The 18602-nt window shown below is 63.7% G+C and carries 22 protein-coding genes; 11 read left to right on the top strand and 11 right to left on the bottom strand.

Annotated features, from left to right (window positions below; all coding sequences use genetic code 11):
• Together VSR82_RS24230 and VSR82_RS24225 are read right to left on the bottom strand one after the other, a co-directional pair.
• Positions 1–1081: protein kinase domain-containing protein (locus VSR82_RS24230; RefSeq protein ID WP_498858123.1), on the bottom strand; the 1081-nt coding region annotated here is incomplete at its 3' end.
• A gap of 143 nt (positions 1082–1224) precedes the next feature.
• Positions 1225–1590 carry a hypothetical protein gene (locus VSR82_RS24225; protein ID WP_429463092.1) on the bottom strand — a complete coding sequence of 122 codons (366 nt, stop codon included), beginning with the start codon at positions 1588–1590 and terminating at the stop codon, positions 1225–1227.
• A gap of 406 nt (positions 1591–1996) precedes the next feature.
• Here VSR82_RS24225 and VSR82_RS24220 point away from each other — a divergent pair, with 406 nt between their 5' ends.
• The gene (locus tag VSR82_RS24220) at positions 1997–2356 is read left to right on the top strand and encodes a response regulator transcription factor (protein WP_429463093.1); all 360 of its coding nucleotides are present in this window, start codon (positions 1997–1999) and stop codon (positions 2354–2356) included.
• Positions 2357–2375: 19 nt separating this feature from the next.
• Here the strand turns inward: VSR82_RS24220 and VSR82_RS24215 are convergent, their stop codons facing one another.
• Together VSR82_RS24215 and VSR82_RS24210 are read right to left on the bottom strand one after the other, a co-directional pair.
• Complete coding sequence (locus tag VSR82_RS24215; RefSeq protein ID WP_498858127.1) at positions 2376–2480, bottom strand: zinc-binding dehydrogenase; 105 nt, start codon at positions 2478–2480, stop codon at positions 2376–2378.
• 204 nt (positions 2481–2684) lie between these two features.
• Positions 2685–3509 carry a response regulator gene (locus tag VSR82_RS24210; protein ID WP_429463094.1) on the bottom strand — a complete coding sequence of 275 codons (825 nt, stop codon included), beginning with the start codon at positions 3507–3509 and terminating at the stop codon, positions 2685–2687.
• Positions 3510–3817: 308 nt separating this feature from the next.
• Between VSR82_RS24210 and VSR82_RS24205 the strand changes: the two genes are divergently transcribed.
• Together VSR82_RS24205 and VSR82_RS24200 are read left to right on the top strand one after the other, a co-directional pair.
• Positions 3818–4834: a sensor histidine kinase gene (locus tag VSR82_RS24205; protein ID WP_429463095.1), complete on the top strand. Its 1017-nt coding sequence runs from the start codon at positions 3818–3820 to the stop codon at positions 4832–4834.
• A gap of 151 nt (positions 4835–4985) precedes the next feature.
• On the top strand, positions 4986–6356 hold the full coding sequence (locus VSR82_RS24200; RefSeq protein WP_429463096.1) for an APC family permease: 1371 nt from the start codon (positions 4986–4988) through the stop codon (positions 6354–6356).
• Here VSR82_RS24200 and VSR82_RS24195 read toward each other — a convergent pair.
• Positions 6353–7501: a helix-turn-helix transcriptional regulator gene (locus VSR82_RS24195; protein ID WP_498858122.1), complete on the bottom strand. Its 1149-nt coding sequence runs from the start codon at positions 7499–7501 to the stop codon at positions 6353–6355. The genes VSR82_RS24200 and VSR82_RS24195 overlap by 4 nt on opposite strands.
• Before the next feature lie 147 nt (positions 7502–7648).
• Here VSR82_RS24195 and VSR82_RS24190 point away from each other — a divergent pair, with 147 nt between their 5' ends.
• Positions 7649–8761 (top strand): helix-turn-helix transcriptional regulator, encoded by a 1113-nt coding sequence (locus tag VSR82_RS24190; protein ID WP_429463098.1) that lies wholly within the window; start codon positions 7649–7651, stop codon positions 8759–8761.
• Between the two features lie 130 nt (positions 8762–8891).
• Here VSR82_RS24190 and VSR82_RS24185 read toward each other — a convergent pair whose 3' ends face one another.
• Positions 8892–9266 carry a DUF3564 domain-containing protein gene (locus VSR82_RS24185; protein WP_368581226.1) on the bottom strand — a complete coding sequence of 125 codons (375 nt, stop codon included), beginning with the start codon at positions 9264–9266 and terminating at the stop codon, positions 8892–8894.
• A 263-nt stretch (positions 9267–9529) separates the two neighbouring features.
• Between VSR82_RS24185 and VSR82_RS24180 the strand changes: the two genes are divergently transcribed.
• The 3 genes from VSR82_RS24180 (at position 9530) to VSR82_RS24170 (ending at position 12165) form a co-directional block, all read left to right on the top strand.
• Complete coding sequence (locus tag VSR82_RS24180) at positions 9530–10516, top strand: zinc-dependent alcohol dehydrogenase family protein (protein WP_368581227.1); 987 nt, start codon at positions 9530–9532, stop codon at positions 10514–10516.
• A gap of 126 nt (positions 10517–10642) precedes the next feature.
• A complete protein-coding gene (locus VSR82_RS24175) occupies positions 10643–11644 on the top strand; it encodes a universal stress protein (protein ID WP_429463099.1) in 1002 nt (333 codons plus the stop codon).
• Positions 11645–11694: 50 nt separating this feature from the next.
• A complete protein-coding gene (locus tag VSR82_RS24170) occupies positions 11695–12165 on the top strand; it encodes a universal stress protein (RefSeq protein ID WP_368581229.1) in 471 nt (156 codons plus the stop codon).
• Positions 12166–12198: 33 nt separating this feature from the next.
• Here the strand turns inward: VSR82_RS24170 and VSR82_RS24165 are convergent, their stop codons facing one another.
• From VSR82_RS24165 to VSR82_RS24155, 3 genes are all read right to left on the bottom strand, one after another.
• Positions 12199–13299 (bottom strand): PAS domain-containing sensor histidine kinase, encoded by a 1101-nt coding sequence (locus tag VSR82_RS24165; RefSeq protein ID WP_429463100.1) that lies wholly within the window; start codon positions 13297–13299, stop codon positions 12199–12201.
• Positions 13300–13421: 122 nt separating this feature from the next.
• Complete coding sequence (gene fnr / locus VSR82_RS24160; RefSeq protein ID WP_429463101.1) at positions 13422–14204, bottom strand: fumarate/nitrate reduction transcriptional regulator Fnr; 783 nt, start codon at positions 14202–14204, stop codon at positions 13422–13424.
• A gap of 16 nt (positions 14205–14220) precedes the next feature.
• Entirely contained in the window at positions 14221–14628 is a 408-nt protein-coding gene (locus VSR82_RS24155) for a response regulator (RefSeq protein ID WP_368581232.1), read from the bottom strand.
• Positions 14629–14876: 248 nt separating this feature from the next.
• Here VSR82_RS24155 and VSR82_RS24150 point away from each other — a divergent pair, with 248 nt between their 5' ends.
• Positions 14877–15338: a universal stress protein gene (locus VSR82_RS24150; protein WP_368581233.1), complete on the top strand. Its 462-nt coding sequence runs from the start codon at positions 14877–14879 to the stop codon at positions 15336–15338.
• An 85-nt stretch (positions 15339–15423) separates the two neighbouring features.
• Here the strand turns inward: VSR82_RS24150 and VSR82_RS24145 are convergent, their stop codons facing one another.
• Entirely contained in the window at positions 15424–15891 is a 468-nt protein-coding gene (locus tag VSR82_RS24145; protein WP_498858121.1) for a universal stress protein, read from the bottom strand.
• A 23-nt stretch (positions 15892–15914) separates the two neighbouring features.
• Entirely contained in the window at positions 15915–16754 is an 840-nt protein-coding gene (locus tag VSR82_RS24140; RefSeq protein ID WP_368581235.1) for a universal stress protein, read from the bottom strand.
• Positions 16755–16953: 199 nt separating this feature from the next.
• Here VSR82_RS24140 and VSR82_RS24135 point away from each other — a divergent pair, with 199 nt between their 5' ends.
• The 3 genes from VSR82_RS24135 to VSR82_RS24125 all read left to right on the top strand — a co-directional run bounded on the left by VSR82_RS24135 (position 16954) and on the right by VSR82_RS24125 (position 18565).
• Complete coding sequence (locus VSR82_RS24135) at positions 16954–17304, top strand: polyketide synthase (RefSeq protein ID WP_429463103.1); 351 nt, start codon at positions 16954–16956, stop codon at positions 17302–17304.
• A gap of 64 nt (positions 17305–17368) precedes the next feature.
• Positions 17369–18115 (top strand): acetoacetyl-CoA reductase, encoded by a 747-nt coding sequence (gene phbB / locus VSR82_RS24130; RefSeq protein ID WP_429463104.1) that lies wholly within the window; start codon positions 17369–17371, stop codon positions 18113–18115.
• A 135-nt stretch (positions 18116–18250) separates the two neighbouring features.
• Positions 18251–18565: a hypothetical protein gene (locus VSR82_RS24125; RefSeq protein WP_368581238.1), complete on the top strand. Its 315-nt coding sequence runs from the start codon at positions 18251–18253 to the stop codon at positions 18563–18565.
• Positions 18566–18602 lie beyond the last annotated feature (37 nt).

Raw genomic sequence — 18602 nt, 5'->3', positions numbered from 1 at the left:
GAATATCGCGCTTGTACTGGTCGAACTTGCCGGACGCAAACAATCCCCGTGGCGGCACGAGGATCTTGTGCAGTTCATTGACCACCGACGATTTGCCGATGCCCGAATAACCGGAAACCAGCACGAGCTCGGGCACGCCATTGGCGAGAATCCGGTCGAACGTGGTGACCAGGGTATCGACTTCGCGCTCACGTCCGTAAAGCTTCTCGGGGATCATCAGCCGGTCGGGGGTGCCGTGCTCGTCCAGCGGAAAGTCGTCGATCTGGCGCTGACGCTCCCAGTCGGCGAGGCAACGTCGCAGATCATGCTCGACACCGGCAGCGGTCTGGTAGCGCTCCTCGGCGGTCTTGGCGAGCAGCTTCATGACGATGCGGGAGATGACGGCGGGGATGGCTTCCACCCGCGCGTTGGGTGCCGATGGCGTTCTGGCGATATGGCAGTGCACCCATTCCATGGCGTCCGTGGCAGCAAACGGCAACACGCCGGTAAGCATCTGATAGAACGTGACGCCGAGCGCATACAGATCGCTGCGCGAATCGATCGAGCGGTTCATCCGGCCGGTCTGCTCGGGCGCCATGTAGGCGAGCGTTCCGGCGATGGTTTCGGGAGCTTCAGGCGCCTGGCGCTCGCGTGGCAGACGCGAAGCCAGGCCGAATCCGGTCAGCCGCGCCTGTTCGTCGGCGCAATGCACGAGGATATGCGCGGGCTTCAGATCCTTATGGATCAGGCCGCGCTGGTGAAGCTTGCCGAGCGCGGCGGCAATGCCAATGGCGAGTTCCAGGAAATAGCCAATCTCCATGGGTGCGCCGAGCAGACGCGCGAGCGGCTCGCCGTCTGGGTCCTCGAATGCCAGCGACGCATGTCCGCCTTCGCGCACCAGCCTTAGCGGCCGTACCGCCCACGCACTGTCAAGCTCGTCCTTCAGCCCGAACTCGTGGGCAAGCCGATCGAGGCTGGCGGGCATCGGCTGGTCAGCGGCAAGCCGCACGAACAGCTCACTCTGACCGGCCACCACCGAGGACGGTCCTCTCCACAAGACACGCTCGCCATCGTCCCACAAGACAGTTGTTTTTTTATGCATCGCCGCTGCAACGAAAATTGTTGCGCAAGGATACACTTTCTTCGATGCGACGCTATTGGTGATGTCGGCAGTTCGCCTGCAACTTGTAGCGCCACCCTAGGCACCGCCTCGAAAATCGCTGTCGTCGAAGTACCCGGCCGATCCTAAGGGTCGATGGGATGCGATGAGAAGACCGCCACCCGAACGAACATCGAAAATTTGAGCAGCACGTCAATCGTCAGAATCGAAAAAAAGAAGGGCGCCTTGCTGGCCATATCCGGCAGAGACAGCCCGACTGCGATAGCGCTGACGACGCATAGATATGAGAGTAAACGGGCGGCATATCGACGCTGCATAAACGGTCCCGCGATTAGCGCCATCCATGTCGCCTTTGCAAGCAATACCGCGGCGATGTCTTCCTGTGAATCAGAGAAGACCATTTCCAACGATGTTTCGCTCAAACAGAAAAATGCAAGAAGTGAAAGCAGCACACGGTCGAATCGTGTCAGCGGAGCGACCTGAACGAGCATTGCGCACTACTCCTTGCCGGGAAGAACCAAACGAGTCAGTGATGCGCGAGCAACGGCCGCCTCGATGAGATTTCATGGCCCAAATTTACCGGCAGCGGTCAATTCAAACCATCGTGCTTTCGCATGTCTGTCGTCAATCTAACTGCGTACGGGACTGTTCTTTGGTATAGGTATCCGTCTCGGCGAAACCTGAATTGCCTAAATATACGGATGCCCTGCCTGGAGTCTGATCACGGCCGCACCGTCCTGCCCGCGCGCGCTTTGACGCCGTGTGCGGCGCGCTTGCACTCTTCTTGCCGGAATTTATTGTTCGAAAGATACCAAGGTATCGTAGATCGGCAGATCGCGTTCGTGCATCCTTTGGCAGCGGTGTAGCGGTCTCAACGAGTTTTAATGGCGGGCAATCATGCGAGTAACGTTGGTTGATGATGACGATTCAGTGCGGGAGGCGCTTCCCGAACTGGTGCGGGTATTTGGATATGCTGTGAGCGTGTTCTCATCGGTGGAAAGCTTTCTTGCTTCTGGAGTCGTCGATCAAACCGATTGTCTTCTCCTCGATGTCAGCATGCCGGGTATGGGCGGGCTCGCGCTTTTTCGGGAGTTGAAACGACTCGGTAAAGGCGTGCCGGTCGTCTTCATTACCGCTCGCAAGGACGGGGCCGTGCGCAATAACCTGATAGCGCAGGGCGCGTACGATTGTCTGTTCAAGCCCTTCAGCGCTTCTGTACTTCTCGCCACGCTCAAGGGTGCACTTGGTGAGAGCTGAAAGCACATGCGAAGCGGCGCTAGTGAATCAGCCGCAGCTCGCCCGTCGTGCTGCGGCTCTCCATGTCCTCGTGTGCTTTGGCCGCTTGCTCGAGCGGATAAACACCTCCGATCCTGACGTCGATGGCGCCCGCAATGCATCAGGGCCGCACGGGCCCTCCATTACGATGGCTTTCATATTCGAGGCTTCCATGTCAGCAGGTTTCGTTGGCCGCGCGGGTGAATCGCCGTTGCGTGGAGTCATTAGAGGCCTCGCACGTATCGGGCTTGTTTCCGCGTGCGGGTGATAGGTAGGCCGTTGTATCCTCCGGCGCGGTCGGTACGCATCGCTACAAAAATCGTGCGACACCAAAGAAACTTCGCTGCTGTCGGAGCGCTTCGCTCTTAACCTGCGCCCCTGCGTACTGCACGGTTTCGCGAGTTTCACGATGAAGCGTGACCGGCGCCGAAAAGATGTAGCCCTCGTTGCGCAGCGTCTTGATGTAGCGGGCAGCGCGTGCGGTGTCATTCAATTTTTGCCGGAGCCGGCTTACCAGCAGATCGATCGAGCGGTCGAATGGATCGGCGTTGCGGCGCTGCGTCAGATTGAGCAACTGATCGCGCGTCAGCACGCGTTGCGCATGGTCGAGAAACACGCGCAGTAGTCGGTATTCGGCGCCGCTGAGCGTCACGACGTTGCCATTGGATTCGAGCAGATGACGCGCGGTAGTGTCGAGGCGCCACTCTCCGAAGCCGAGAACGGCTGTGTTGTCCACTGGCTGCACGTCCGGCGGCAGCATGCGCGTGCGGCGCAATACCGCCCTTATCCGTGCGAGAAGCTCGCGGGCCTGGAACGGCTTTGACATATAGTCGTCCGCGCCCATTTCGAGCCCGATGATGCGGTCGGTGACGTCGCTGTTCGCCGTCAGCATCAGAACGGGCACCGCACGATGGCGGTTCTCACGCAACGTGCGATAAAGCGCGAGGCCGTCTTCTCCGGGCAGAATCAGATCGAGCAGAATCAGGTCGGGTGCCTGCTTGCCGATAATCTCGTGCATTTCCCGTCCATTGGCCGCGCCCGAAACGCGCATGCCGTTTCGTTCGAGATAATCGGCAACCAGCTCGCGTATGCCGCGGTCGTCGTCGACAACCAGGATGTGATCGGGTTTTTCCATGACCTGTGATAAGCGCGTGCAGATGCGTTTTAAATACCGCTGCGAGAAGATTAACCAGAACGAAGCGGTAGAACCATTCCATTGAGGACTGGGTAGGGAGATGTTTAAGGATGGGTTTCATATACGTCCGTATAGGCTCGTGACGGGTGACGTTGGCGTGAACCTATGTAGGTTGAACCCATACGTTCATATGCTGGTGGACGCCCTTGATGGGCACTATCCTGACGATGCCGAGCGAGGCATGGTGCTGGCTGTCTGTCAATGCGCGTGCGGCAGTGGTACGAAGCGGCCAGTACAGGAGAACGGATATGAGCGCGCACTCGATCGACGCACCCAACACCTTTGGCGTATGCATGAGCACGTCCGCGTGGCTGTCCTTTGCCGCGTGGTCGCGTGCATTGTGGGTGCTGTTCGCGGCCGCCTGCGCTTACGCTCCATTTGCTACGCATGAGGCCAGTTGGGAAATGCTTGTGCGCGTCGGTCCGCCACTCATGCTGCCTGCCGTTCTCGCGGTGGCCCTTGCGGCTCTGAAAGTCGTGGAGCTGCGCGTGTGCGTTCAGCGCATGACGGCGGACATCGCGCGGAACCCTGGCGACGCAACGGAGTACGTCTTACCCGAAGGGATGGGACCGCCGGCCATCGCCCGTCTCGCTCGCGCTTTCAATGTATGTACGCGCGATCGCGCTCGCCGGCAGGCGGAGTTGCTCCATGTGCTCGCCGCCTATGCGCACGATCTGCGCACGCCGCTCACGCGCATGTGCATGCGCTCCGAACTCGTGGAGGACCGTGCGGTGCGCGACGCGCTCGCCCGCGATCTGGCTGAGATGGCCGAATTGGTGGAGGGCAGTCTCTCCTGCGCGCGCATGCAATGCAGTGCACTGGAGCCCATGCGTTCCGTCGATGCGGACGCCCTGCTTGGCGCGCTGATCGCCGACTATCGCGACGCCGGACGCGCCATCGCACTCGAGGGGCGCGTAGGGCGTCCCGTGATGACGTGTCCTCATGCGTTGCGCCGCGTGCTAGCGAACCTCGTGGACAACGCATTGCGCTATGGCGTGGATGTCCGTCTCAGTGTGAGTGTGGACGCGCAGCGCCTCGTGCTCGCCGTCGTCGATTCCGGGCCGGGCATCGCTCCAGCCCTTCTGGAGACGGTGTTCGCTCCGTGGTACCGCGCGCCCGAAACGGCGGCTTCGACGCACGGCTGCGGCCTCGGGCTCGCCATCGCGCGACGCCTGACGCTCGCCATGCACGGCGAACTCGAACTCGAAAATCGCTGCTCTGGCGGTCTGGAGGCCCGTGTGACGCTGCCATTGACGACCGCCTGACGCGCCGGGTGCTGCCCAGGAGAACCTTCCGCTGTGCCTCCAGCCGATTCGCGCCTGGCGACGGTACGGCCAACTGACGCTCCGTTCGCTCGCGGCCGACTCGCAGATGCCCCCTGCGCATGGGGTGTTTCGCCTTCGCGCGACATCTAGCATGAATACGACCGTGCTAGTCACCGGAATCGAGCTGGACTTGCATCGAGTCACAGCACAGGAAACAGCGAAGGAGAAAGAAGTGCCAGAATTGCGTCGGCAGATTTCGCTGTTCGGCGGCACGGCGCTGGCTGTCGGGATGGTCGTCGGCTCCGGCGTGTTTGGTCTTCCGGGCCTTGCGCTGCAGCTCGGCTCACCGCAAATCGCGGCATTCGGATGGTTGGCCTGCGCGATCGCCTGCCTTCCGCTGCTTTGGGTGTTTGCAATCCTTGGCACGCGCTACGCCTCCGCCGCGGGCATTTCGCGTTACGCCGAAGCCGCGCTCGGGCGGCGTGCCGAATCTGCCGTCACGGCCGTTCTATGCGGCACGTTCCCGCTTACCGTGCCGGCCCAATCGATGATCGGGGCAAGCTATGCGCTCGTTGCCTTTGGCCTCGGCAAGAGTGCTCATGTGCCCATCTGCATCTCGATCTTGCTGGTCGCCATTACGTTCAACCTGGTCGGCATTCGCAAGGCTGCGCTCGTCAATAAGCTCTCGCTCGCATTGATCGTCGCTGCCGTGCTCGCCCTTTGCGTGACGAGGCACGCCGACCTGCGCACCGGTATGCTGTTGTGGACGCGTCCCGACTGGACAGGCGTCAAGCCATCGCAAGTCTGGAGAGTGAGTGCTCTGCTTTTCTGGGCATTTGTAGGCTGGGAGAACGTCTCGTTCGGTCTCGAAGAGTTCCAGCAGCCGCAGCGAACGATCAAGCTCGTTTATCTGGCTAGCTTTCTCGTCGTAGTAGTGTTGTATTCCCTGCTGGCAGGCACCGTAAACGGTGCGTCAAGTAACCAGTCGTCGGTGAACGCGGCGGAAGGGATTGCCCATCTCGTTCCCTTGCGCTGGCAGTCTGCATTCGCGCTGGTGACAGTCGTGATTATTCAGGCGACAGCCAATGCGTGGGTCTTCGCTGCCAGTCGTCTTTTCTATGCCGCCAGCAGGAACCGCCTGCTGCCCGGAGTGTTTGCGCGCCTGGACGCGCAAGGAACGCCTCGCAACGCAGTACTGTTGGTGGCGGCAAGCTTTGCGGCCGTACTGGCAGGGGTGACGGCATTTCATATCCAGATCTCGGATCTATTGACCGTTGCTAACCAGAATTTTCTGGTGCTCTACCTGGTATGTATCTTCGCTTGCTGGAAGATCGAACGCGGAGCACAGCGATGGCTTCTGACACCGCTCGCATTTCTGTCCTGTGGTTTCCTGATGGCAGATTCGAACTACAAGATCCTCTATCCGATAGCACTGCTCGTGCTCGGCATGCTGAGTCAGCGCGTGCGCGAAAAACGCCCGCTTGCCGGTCTGGCGGAGACGGCCTTGCCGCCGCGACTCTAGCGGCCATCGGCAGATTCGAAAGCTTGCAGGCTGCTGCGCAGGATGAGCGCGACGAGCTCGGCCTGTCTATGTGTGCAGGTCTTGCCCAATATCTGTTTCAGGTATCCCCGCGCTGTGCCTAAGGCGATTGCGAGCTTCGTCGCCGCCTCTTCGACGCAGTAGCCGTTGGCAAGCAACACTGCAAGTTGCGCCTCGCGGCGCGTGAGCTGGAACGTTTCAACGAGTACGTCCGCATCGACGTTCGGCGCACGATCGGCCTCCGTCAGGAACAGAGCGCCACGTGTGGTGTTGGATTCGCCCGCATCTCCATACGCGCCAGACCGCTGGTGCAGGTCGAATGGCATGATCCTGACGACGAGTGGCAGGCGCGGCGGATCGCGCGAAAGATAGCAGCGCGTGGGGGCGGCTCGTTGTATCGCACTCTCGCGGCCGCCGGGTTTTATGTCATGCAAGCCGACCGAGCTGGCCATCGCCTTCTGCAACAACAGTGTTTCCGCGTGCCTCGTCGTCGCCACCGTGCGTTCGGACAGCACCAATCCGTTGCCACTCGATGCAAGCGCCTCGGCGCGTCTATTCACGAACACAGGGCATAGCGCGGCGTCGAACAGAATGACGCCGACGCTCGCGCGATCGAGCAAATCAAATACCGACTTGACGTTCGCGTCCGCGCGCACGAGCCGCTTGCCCACTTCGAGCGAGTTGATAAGGTGGGGCACAACGACATTCAAGGCGTCTACGTCTTCGTTATCGAAATCCGCTGCACCTAATTCGCGGCCGGTCGAAAGATAGACCTGACGCACAGGCGTGCGCACGAGTGGCGTGACGATCCCGTAGAACCCGCCAGCTGGACGAACCGCCTCGTTATACAGATCAGAGCGTCTGAAATCCGCGTCGGAGATCGCTGACGATTGACGCAATGACGTTCCTGCCGGAATGGCGCTGATCCAGTACGGCATTCGTGACGCGAACTCGCGGTGCAGTCGTGACGCGGAATAGAGGTCGATGCCGGTCGACGCGACGACACCAACGGCATCTCCGGTCACTTCGTTGAGCACCGCTTTATGTGCACCAATAGCGTTCACGACCGAATCGAGCGCCGCATGCCATTCCCCGGGATCGAGCGCCGCCTGATAGACGAGCCGCACCGCCGCATGAATGTCATCGACTCGTCCCATCTTTACATCTCCGCTGGACCAATACCCTCGCAAATGGGAGTAACAGTCGTGCCTAACGTCTGACAGTATAGGAAGCAACCAAAGGCATAGCGGATTTCTACGATTCCGGAGACAGAAATGTCTTCAAAACACGCTGCTTTGTCAGGTCACGTCCGGCGACTGTGCTCGCTTGGATCTGATCCGCACATCGTCATTCCGCACGTCGTCGAAACGCTTCGTACGCTGGTCGGCGCGGACTGGGGCATGTTCTTCTACGCGGACGCGCAGTATGCGCTTAGCGACATGTACAGCCAGAACGAGGCCATCTACGCAATGATGCCGCTCTACATGTCCGAAGTGCACAATACGGAAATGCAGGTTGATGCAATGGGGGTTAGTTTTTCGACTGCGATGCGGCGAGGACGAGGATACGAAAACTCGGCACGCCATGATGGGGTGTTGCTCAACAGCACGATGTACAACGAGCTCTACCGGCCTATGTACATCCGGCACAGCCTCGAACTGACGGCCTTCGATGGGAAGCGCGGGTGGGGCAGCGTGACGCTCAAGAGAATGCCCGGCGGCCGGCCGTTTTCCGAACGGGACCTCGCCGACATTCGACCTTTGTCGGCACATATCGCGCATGCGCTCACGTCGCCCAAGGGCCGGCATCCCGATCACACGGAAGATGGCCGTTCGTCGGTTATCGTGGCCGACGACACCGGCAAGATCATGTTGCAGAACGACGACGGCATGAGGATGCTCGCGCTGGCAGGCGGAGAGTCGGTCAGCCACGCGCAACATACCCGGCTCCCGGGTTGGCTAGCGCCGCTACTCGCCAATTTCAACGGAATCTGGCGAGGCTGCGCCGCAGCGCCACCTGTCCTGGAACGGTTCAACGCCGCCGGTCGATTTACGTTCAGAGCGTATCGCTTCGACCACGCAGCAGTGAACGCGGACCACGCATGTATCGCTATCTACACCGAGCATTTCCCTCCGCTCGCGTTCGAAATCGAGACGCGGGGATTTCAGCTTGGCTTGAGCGAACGGCAGCGGCAACTCTGCATTTACCTGTTGCTCCGACGCTCGCATGGGGATATTGCGCAACTGATGGGTATTCGCGAAAGCACTGTGATCGACCACGTGCGAAAAATCTACGCGAAACTCGATGTTCACAACCTGACGCAGCTCCAGGCCTCTTTTCGTCACGTCCAGAGTGGTACGGCGGTGGTGCCGTCGCCCCATTGCTGATCGAGCGGCAGTCGCGTGAAACAGGCCCACGGCGTGCGGACGAAGCACAAAGCGTGCGCTGGCCGCACGCGCTCGAGATCAGCGACGGCAGTCGTGGCGATCGCCTCCTCGGCGGTTACGACGCGCCCATTCACGCGTTTTCGTCGGTTGCGAAGACGCTGTTTTCCGGTTCCGTCTGTTCGACGTCGATGCATTGCACGCGCCAGTGACCGCTGATCAGGCTGCTGCCGCCGTCCGCGCACCACTGCACGCGGCCGATCTCGCCTTCGAACGGCCCGTCGAGCTGGTTGAGATCGAGCCCCTCGAGCACGCAGACCGGCGCCGTGCCATGCGGCGCGCACACCAGCGTATTGCCGCAATCCACATGCAACGCGCCCCATTCGGGCAAGTCGAGCGCGAAATGACCTTCGCGCGACCATCGCCGCGTGTCCTTGTCGAGCCAGAGAATGGCGAAGGCCATCGGGTTGACACGATCGAACGTGTCGAGATGAACGGTCAAACGCATGATAAGTCTCCGCAATATAAATGACTGGTTCGGATTGGCCAGGTACCTGCTGCCCGAGCGTTTGCGCGTCCTGCGCCTATCAGGAATAAGATCAGTGTACGGACGGCGAAGCGGCCCTTATTGACCTCGATCAAATGGTTCAGGGCAGCGGCCGATCGCGCGACACAATGGCGCGCCTATGCTGATCTGATGAAAACGGCGCGCACCTCGCGGTCTGCATGACGTCAGCGTGCCGCCGCCGAAGCGTCAGAAGGAGAAACCCGATGCGAGCGATGGTGTTCGACGGCAGCTCGGCGACGCTGACCGAGCGGGAAGTGCCGGATCCGCGGCCCGGCGCCGGCGAGATCCTGATCGACGTTCATGCCTGCGGCGTGTGCCGCACGGACCTGCATCTGGTCGATCGCGAACTCGAGCATCCGAAACGGCCGGTGATTCCAGGCCACGAAATCGTCGGCGTGGTGGCCGAATTGGGCGCGGGCGTCAGCGGTTTCAAGGTGGGCGAGCGGGTCGGCGTGCCGTGGGTCGGGCGCACCTGCGGGCACTGCCGCTACTGCCTGTCCGCCCGCGAAAATCTCTGTGAAGACGCTGGCTTCACCGGCTACACGATCGACGGCGGCTATGCCGAGCGCACGGTCGCCGATAGCCGCTATTGCTTTCATCTGCCGCCGCACTACGGCGATATCGAGGCCGCGCCGCTGCTGTGCGCGGGTCTGATCGGCTACCGCACGTTGAGCATGGCGGGCGACGCCGAACGGATCGGCATCTACGGTTTCGGCGCGGCCGCGCATCTCGTCGCGCAGGTCGCGCGTCACCAGCAGCGCACCGTCTATGCGTTCACGCGTCCCGGCGATCACGCGGCCCAGCAACTCGCGCTGCGCCTTGGCGCGGCATGGGCGGGCGGCAGCGACGAGGCGCCGCCCAGCGAACTCGACGCCGCGCTGCTGTTCGCGCCGGTCGGCGCACTGGTGCCGCTGGCGCTGCAGGCGGTCGCGAAGGGCGGCGTGGTGGTGTGCGGCGGCATTCATATGAGCGACATTCCGTCGTTCCCGTACGCGTTTCTGTGGGGCGAGCGGCGCGTCGTATCGGTCGCCAATCTGACCCGCGACGATGGGCTTGCGTTCATGCGCAGCGCCGCGGAGACCCGGCTAGCGATCGAGACGACCACCTACCCGTTGCGCGACGCGAACCGCGCGCTCGACGATCTGCGCCACGGCAAGCTGACCGGCGCGGCCGTGCTCGCGATCCGCTGATGATTTGCTCACGGGCCATGGTCGCTTGATACAGATCAAGCCGCCCGCCGCGCCGGCGTTCATTATGTAAGCGCGCACCGTTGGGGCCCCGTCACGGGCCGAGGCGCGACGATCCGAGGAAAGCCGATGAACACTGCCGCCGAGCGCAACTCCTTTCACCGCGTGATGATCGCGTCCGCGGGCGGCGCCGGACTGGCGCTCGCCACGCGCGTCGCCCAGCAGTTCGTCGCCGCGGACGCGCGCTTTCGTCTCGTCAATATCGTTTGCAATCCGGCCGCGCTTTATCCGACGCTGATGCTCAGCTATCCGGACTGGTGCGAGACGCATCGCGCGATGCTGCACGGTGCGCAGGCTGCGCTGCGCGACGCGGTGATCGCGTTGCACGGCGTCGTCGCGGCGACCGACGCCGAAATCGTCGATCTGACCGCGCTGCATCAGGGCGCGGCCGAAGCGCTCGCTCATACGGCGGCGCAATGGGATGCGGATCTGGTCGCGGTGGCCGCGCATTCGCGCGAACATCGCTGGGGTGGCCGTATCGATCCGGAGGAATTGGTCGCGTCGATCGGACGTCCGGTGCTGTATATGCCGGCGAGGTCGACCGACGCGAGCGATGCCGCGGTGGTGAGCCGCGTGCTGGTCGCGATCGATGGCAGCGACACCGCGCTCGACGCGCTGCGCACCGCGCTCGCGGTCGCGCCGCCCGACTCGTGCATCAAGGTCGTCTACGCGGCCGACGACCGCTTTGCGTGGTGCGAATGGCTGCCGTTCGAAGTCGTGTTGCAGCAGCGAATCGATGTATTGCGGCGCGGTGCGGCGATGCTCGAACAGAGCCGGCGCGCGGCGGAAACCGCGTTGCTCGAGTTCAACGACGATTCCGGCGATGCGTCGACCGCGATTCTCGACGAAGCGCAACGCTGGCACGCGGACCTGATCGTGATGGGTTCGCACGGCATGCGCGGCATGCCGCATCCATTGCCGGGACACGTGACGTCGCGCACGCTGCGTGACGCGGCTTGTCCCGTGCTCGTGTGTCCGCGCGATGCGCCGTCGTTGCGGGCGGATGCGGTGCTGCGTGGCCAGTGGCGGGAGCCGCATCCGGGCAGTGCGGGCGGGCCTTTTTATCTGTAGCAGGGGCGCGCCACGCGCGTTGACAAATCCAACCTCAGTGGAGAATCGGCATGTACCAACATATCCTCGTCGCGCTAGACGGCAGCACTTTCTCGAAACGCGCGCTGAAAGAAGCGGTGAATCTCGCCGCGTTGACGAAGGCCGTCGTGCATCCGGTTTATGTAGTCGACAAGACGCCGATCTTTTCCTATGCCGGCTATTACGACCCGCTCGCGCTAGTCGAAGCATTGCGCCAGGACGGCCACTCGGTGCTCGAGGAGGCCGAGCAGGCCTGCGCCGCCGCCGATGTGCGTTGCCGGCCCGCGATGATCGAGTCTGAGAGCCTGTCCGACGACGTCGCCACGATCGTGTTGCGCCACGGCGAGCAGGTCCACGCCGATCTGCTCGTGCTCGGCACGCATGGGCGGCGCGGCGTGCGGCGCCTCGTGATCGGCAGCGTGGCGGAGCGGGTGCTGCGTTTCTCGACCTGTCCGGTGTTGCTGATGCGCGAGCAGATCGGCGAGGAAGCGCCCGAGGAGTAATCCCCGGTAGCGGCGCGCGGCGGCGTGTGAGCACTACACGAGCGCGTCGGCTGGCAGCTGGATCGAGATCCTGAAACCATGGCCGGGCGAGCTGGTGAACGACACGTTGCCGCGCAACTGCCGCACCCGTTCGCGAATGCCAAGCAGCCCGAATGAAGTTGTTCCCTGCGACTGATCCAGCGCGACACCCACGCCGTCATCGTCGATATCGAGCGATACGGTCGGGCCCGCGCAGATCATGTCGATGCGTACGCGCCTCGCCTTGGCGTGCCGCGCGACGTTCGTCAACGCCTCCTGAACGATGCGAAACAGCGCCGTCGCCGCGAATTCGCCGCATACCGGCTCGGCCGGTTCGAGATGCACGCTCGAGCGAACGTTGTAGCGTTTCGTGAAGTCTTCGGCCAACCAGTCGAGCGCGGCGGCGAGTCCGAGGTCGTCGAGCAGCGGAGGGCGCAGATCGGCGGCGATGCGCCGCAGCGAAGCGGCCATCCAGTCGATCTGCTTTTGCAGCTCATGCGTTTGCGCCGCAAGCGGCTCGGTGTCGGCTTGCTGATTCAGCTTCGCTTCGAGCAGCGCGACGCTCATTTTCAGCGCCGTCAGCCGTTGGCCGAGATCGTCGTGCAGTTCGCGTGCAATACGTTTCTGCTCGTTTTCACGGGCGATCTGCGTGTGAGTGGATACCTGACTCGCGCGTTCGAGTTCCGCGAGACGCATGCGCTCGGTCAGATCGCGGGTGACCTTGGCGAAGCCGAGCAGCGCGCCCGACGCATCGTGCACGGCGGAAACGACCACGTTGGCCCAGAAACGCGAACCGTCGCGACGCACACGCCACCCTTCGTCCTCGGCGCGGCCGACGGCTGCGGCGGTTTCCAGTTCGCGAGCGGGCTTGCCGGCCGCGATGTCTTCCGGGGTATAGAACTTCGAGAAATGCTGGCCGATGATTTCTTCGGGCGTGTAGCCCTTGATGCGCTGTGCGCCGGGATTCCAGCTGGTTACGCGGCCGGCGGGGTCGAGCATGAAGATCGCGTAGTCCTGTACCGCTTCGACCAACATGAAATAGCGATCCTCGACGGACACGTCCGACCCGGACGCAACACTGGTGAAGCAGGAAGACTCGCCGCTCGATAGACCCATCGCTCCTCCGGGCGGCCACGCAAGGTCGCGTACCGCAACGCACTGAGTTATATCAGTTCAGGAGCGCCGGTTCCACCCGGCATGTCCCGCGAACGAACGTGAGGCGAGCGCCGCGCCGACGCTCAAACCCGAGCCAGTCGTTCCGGGTCTTCGATGCGGATCGTTTTGCCGTTCGCCTTGACGAGGCGTTCGCGCTGGAACTTCGAGAACATCCGGCTCACCGTTTCGAGCTTCATGCCCAGAAAGCAGCCGATTTCCTCGCGCGTCATGCGCAGATGAAACTCCGCGGCCGAAAAGCCGCGCGCCTTGAAGCGCTTCGACAGATTCAGCAGGAACGTCGCGACGCGCTGCTCGGCGGTCATCGTGCCCAGCAGCATCATCTGGCTCGATTCGCGCACGATCTCGCCGCTCATCATCTGATAGATGTGATGCTGCATCGGTTTGATCTCGCGACAGATCGCCTCTAGCTGCGCGAACGGAATGATGCACACGACGCTATCTTCGAGCGCGATCGCATCGCAGTTCTGCTTGCCCTCGCCGATGCCGTCGAGGCCAAGCGAGTCGCCCGCAATCTGGAAGCCGGTCACGTGCTCGCGGCCGTCGCGATGCATGACCACGGTTTTGAATGAGCCGGCGCGTATCGCGTAGATGCTTTGAAACTCGTCGCCCGCGCGATACAGCGCGTCGCCGCGTTTGATCGAGCGCGTCGAGCAGATCAACACGTCGAGCCGGCTCAGTTCGTCCGGCGTCAGCTCGGGCGGCATGCAGATCGCGCGCATCGCGCAGGTGGAGCAGCGCGTGACGGCGTGGCGTGCCGCCGCGGTGCTGGGCGCGACGTGGATCGGTACGACGTGCGAGGTGCGAGGCGCGTCGTGGCGGGGTTCACGGACTGCGGCAACTTGCATGATCGGCTCCTGGCGGTCAGACCCGATGCGCACGGCGCGCATAGGCAATCGCTTCGATGGCGCGGCAGGCGAGCTCGAACTCCGAGGTCTTGTCGAAGAAGAAGTCGGCGCCCGCCGCTTCGCACGCGCGGCGAAACGCCGTCGCGTCATGATTGGTCAGCACGATGCTGACGATGGACGGCCGCGCCCGCGACAGCGCAGCGAGCAGCAGCAGGTCGGTCTTGCCCGAGAAACACGGGTCCAGCACCGCGACATCGGCGCGACTCGCGACGATGTCGTCGAACGCGTGCTCGACGCCCGCGGACTCGCCGGCGATTTCGATGCCGGGAATCAGCGCGATCAGGCAAGCAAGCCGGCGCCGGACCTCGGTCGCATCGTCGACGAGAAAAACTCTCGATAAGGTGGCTGACGGGGGGCTGTCCATACCGACCAGTATTGGCGACCTAACCTTGGAAATATATCGGCGGCGCTTTAAGCGGTGCTAGGAGTTCAGGCAGTGGTTGTAGGAATATTCCTAGTGGCTTGCTGGCGATGTCGTCCAGCGGCGGCGACGCCGACCGGCGGCCCGTTGACCTGCGTCAAGCCGCGTGGCGGCGCGCGCTTCACACTGTCGGTGCAAACGCGCGACGGCGCCACTTCGGGTCATGCCAGCGCTTTCAGAGGGAGTCCGACATGTATGCACGAATTCTGGTTGCACTCGACGACAGTCCCAGCGCGCAGCGCGCCTTCGCCGAGGCGCTGAAGCTCGCGAAGCTGACGGGCGCCACGCTCGAAGCCTGCTGCGTGGTGGGGCACGGCAAGTGGTCGAACAATGCCGACGTGGCTTTCGAGCCGGAGCCGGCGAGCGCGGCGCAAGATTTCGCCAGCCGCGCGCTCGATGGGCCGCGCGAGCTGTTGCGCGAGGCGCAGGTGCCGGGCGGCGTGCGGGTGATCGACGCTTACGCCGAAAACGTGTCGGCGGTACTCGCGCGCGTCGCCGACGAAATCCAGGCCGATCTGATCGTGATGGGCACGCATGGCCGCCATGGCGTGCAGCGCTTTCTGCTCGGCAGCGTCGCGGAGTCGCTGGTACGGGCGACCGACATACCGGTGCTGATCGTGCGGCATGACGAACAAGGCCACCCGCGGCCCTGAAGCGCCGCGCCGCGCAGCAGCCGGTTTCTAGCGGCTCAGGTGGATTCGCTCAGGTGAGTCCGCTGTCGGCGCTCGCCGGGGCTGGCTAAGCGCGCGCCGCGCTGCTCGCCTGGGCGGGAATCATCAGCACCGGGCAACAGGCGCGGCGCAGCACGCGCTCGGCGACGCTGCCGAGCATCAGCCGTTGAAACCCGCGACGGCCATGCGTGCCCATCACGATCGCGTCGGCGTGCCATTCGCGCGCCGTTTCGACGATGCGATGGGCGATGTCTTCTCCGGTGATCGCCACTTCGACGGTCCGGGCCGTGCCCTTGACCCCGCGTGCGCTCATCCGGCTCTGCGCGTCGGCCGCGATGCGCTTGCCTTCGTCGATGAACGCGTCCTCGATCGTGGATGGGTCGAAGCCGGGCGCGTTGTAAGCGATCACGGGCACATCGATCACGTACAGCGGCATCAGCTCGGCGCCCGATTCGGCGGCGAGCGTCAGCGCGGCGTCGAACGCACCCGAGGCGGTGGCGCTGCCGTCGAGCGCGACGAGTAGGCGCTGAAACATGGCTGACTCCTTAAGCGCGCACTTCAGTGCGACAACAGCACCGGCACGGTCATCGACTCGAGCATCGTGCGAGTCGCGCCGCCCAGCACGACTTCGTGCAGGCGCGAATGTGCGTAGGCGCCCATCACGATCAGGTCGCAGCCGAGGTCGGCCGCCTGCGACAGCAGCGCGTCGCCGACCGGCGTGCGGTCCGCGACGCTCAGCTCGCGCACGTCGATCTTCACGCCGTGACGCGCGACGGTGAGGGCGATGTCGTCGCCCGCAGCCATGCCCTGCGGCGGACGATCGGCGGACGAATGCACCGTCAGCAGCGTCACTTTTGCCGCATGCGCGAGGAACGGCAGCGCGTCGTGGATCGCGCGGGTCGCTTCGCGGCTGCCGTCCCACGCGATCAGCGCGTGGCGGCCCGGCGCCGCGAAGGTGCCGCTCGACGGCACCAGCAACACCGGGCGCCCGGCCGACAGCACGATGTGCTCGACGAACTGTTCGGCGACGAACGCCTCGGGGTCGGCCGGGTCGGTCTGGCCGAGCACGACGAGATCGGCGACCCGCGCATAGGGCGGCACGACGTCGTTCGCGTAGCCGTTCGCGGCGATCCAGTGGCCGTCGACGTTCGCGCGCGCGAGTTCCGCGCGGAACAGCCGCTCCAGCGCGCTGGCACGCTCGTGACGCAGGCGCTCGTGCTCCGCGTAGTAGTCGGCGGTGCCGGCCATCACGAAGAACGCGTGCCGCGGCGGCACGTACGTCGAATACAGGCCGGTCAGCGTCGCATGAAAGCGGTGCGCGAGCTGCAATGCGATCTCGAGGCGCGGATGTGCACGAACGCTCGTATCGAGGTGAACGAGAATGCTTTTGTAGCTCATCGCCAAAGCTCCGTGACAGAACGTGGGAAACGGGCGCAAGCGGGCTTGCGCCCGCTGTCAAATGGAGTCTATGAGCCCGGCGGCCGGGGCGATTGACGCAGATCAAGCGCGGGTCGTCGCGCGCTCGATACGGCGGCAGACGCGATCGACGGTTTGCAACCGCGCCTGGCAATCCTATGCTGTGCTCTGGAGGGCAGCGATGATGGCTTCCGGATTCGACGCGCCGCTCGGGCGCTGCGCTTTACCCCGGACCTCGACGGCATTCGTACAGCCCGAAGGCTGGTTCGATTACGCGTCGGCGTATCAGACCGTGCAGCGCGCGGCGCGCGAGTACGCGCAGTGGAGCTTCGCCGACTGGAGCAAGTCGATCGCCTTCGCCGTGCAGCACGAGGCCGACTGGTTCGACGAGGCCAACCGCGCTTGCTCTGCCTGGTATGCGTGGTGGCTGGCGGCGTGCGGCATCGCGCCGGGCGTCGCGCCGCTCGCGGGCGGCCTGAGCGCGGGGTGGTGGGGCTCGCAGAACGCGCTGCCGTTCGCGGGCGTCGTTTAGCCGCGCGGGCCGGCACAGCCGGCGCGCGCACTGTCAGTGGCAGACACGGCAAGGAGGAGTTCAGATGGGAACGGATCGCGTGGCATTGGTGACAGGCGGGATGGGCGGTTTGGGCGCGGCGGTCAGCCGGGCGCTTCATGACGCGGGTATGACGGTCGCGGTGACGCACTCGACGCACAACGATCACGTGCCGACATGGCTGGAGCACGAGCGCGACACGGGGCGCGACTTTCAGGCATACGAAGCCGACATCGCCGACTTCGATTCCTGCGCGCGCTGCGCGCAACGCGTGCTGACCGACCTGGGCAGGGTCGACGTGCTGATCAACAACGCCGGCATCACGCAAGACACGAGCTTCGCGAAGATGAGCAAGGAGCACTGGGACGCCGTGCTGCGCACCGATCTCGATGGCCTGTTCAATATGACCAAGCCGCTGTTGCCCGGCATGCTCGAGCGGCGCCACGGCCGGATCGTCAACGTGGGGTCGGTCAACGGCTCGCGCGGCGCCTACGGGCAAACCAATTATTCGTCGGCCAAAGCGGGCGTGCACGGATTTACGAAGGCGCTTGCGCTCGAAACCGCGAAGCACGGCGTCACGGTGAACACGGTGTCGCCCGGTTACCTCGCGACCGCGATGGTCGAAGCGGTGCCGCGCGAGATTCTCGACACGAAGATCCTGCCGCAGATTCCGGTCGGCCGGCTCGGACGTCCGGACGAGGTGGCTGCGCTGATCGCGTTTCTGTGCTCCGACGAGGCGGCTTTTATCACCGGTGCCGATATTGCGATCAATGGGGGCATGCATATGCATTGAGGGCGAGCGCCTTCACCGCGCTTGACCCACGTCAATGACCGCCTCTGGGGTAAGAACAAGATAAGCCCATAACGAGCGCCTGGACCTGCGTGTATCGGAACCAGGTCCGATCAATGATCGCAACGGGAGGCGAAGATGGGCATTGACATGCAGATCGTCTACCTTGGCTTCGCGGGTGCCGCTCCGCTCGAAGCCGAAGCAGGTGCGCAGCTGGTGCGTCTCGCGCGGTTTGGCGCGCTCGTGTCGCACTGCCATCTCGCCATCGAGGCGTTGCGTCCGGGGTCGTCGCGTCCGCTGTATGACGTGCGGCTCGATCTCGTCACGCCCGCGCGCGAACTCAAGCCCATCGCGCACTGCGCTGACGACGACGCGAAAGCGGCGATCCGCCGCGCGTTCGATGTGGCGGAACTGGCCCTCGAAGCCGCAATCGGCACGGAGCGCGGGAACTGAGCGAGCTTGCGTCGTGACGCGACGCGCGGACTGCCGG

It is taken from the genome of Burkholderia sp. JPY481 (assembly GCF_038900515.1).
In the GTDB taxonomy this organism is placed as follows: domain Bacteria; phylum Pseudomonadota; class Gammaproteobacteria; order Burkholderiales; family Burkholderiaceae; genus Paraburkholderia; species Paraburkholderia youngii.
Note: the sequence above shows the minus strand (reverse complement) of the source record. Positions and strands in the feature narration are given on the sequence as shown.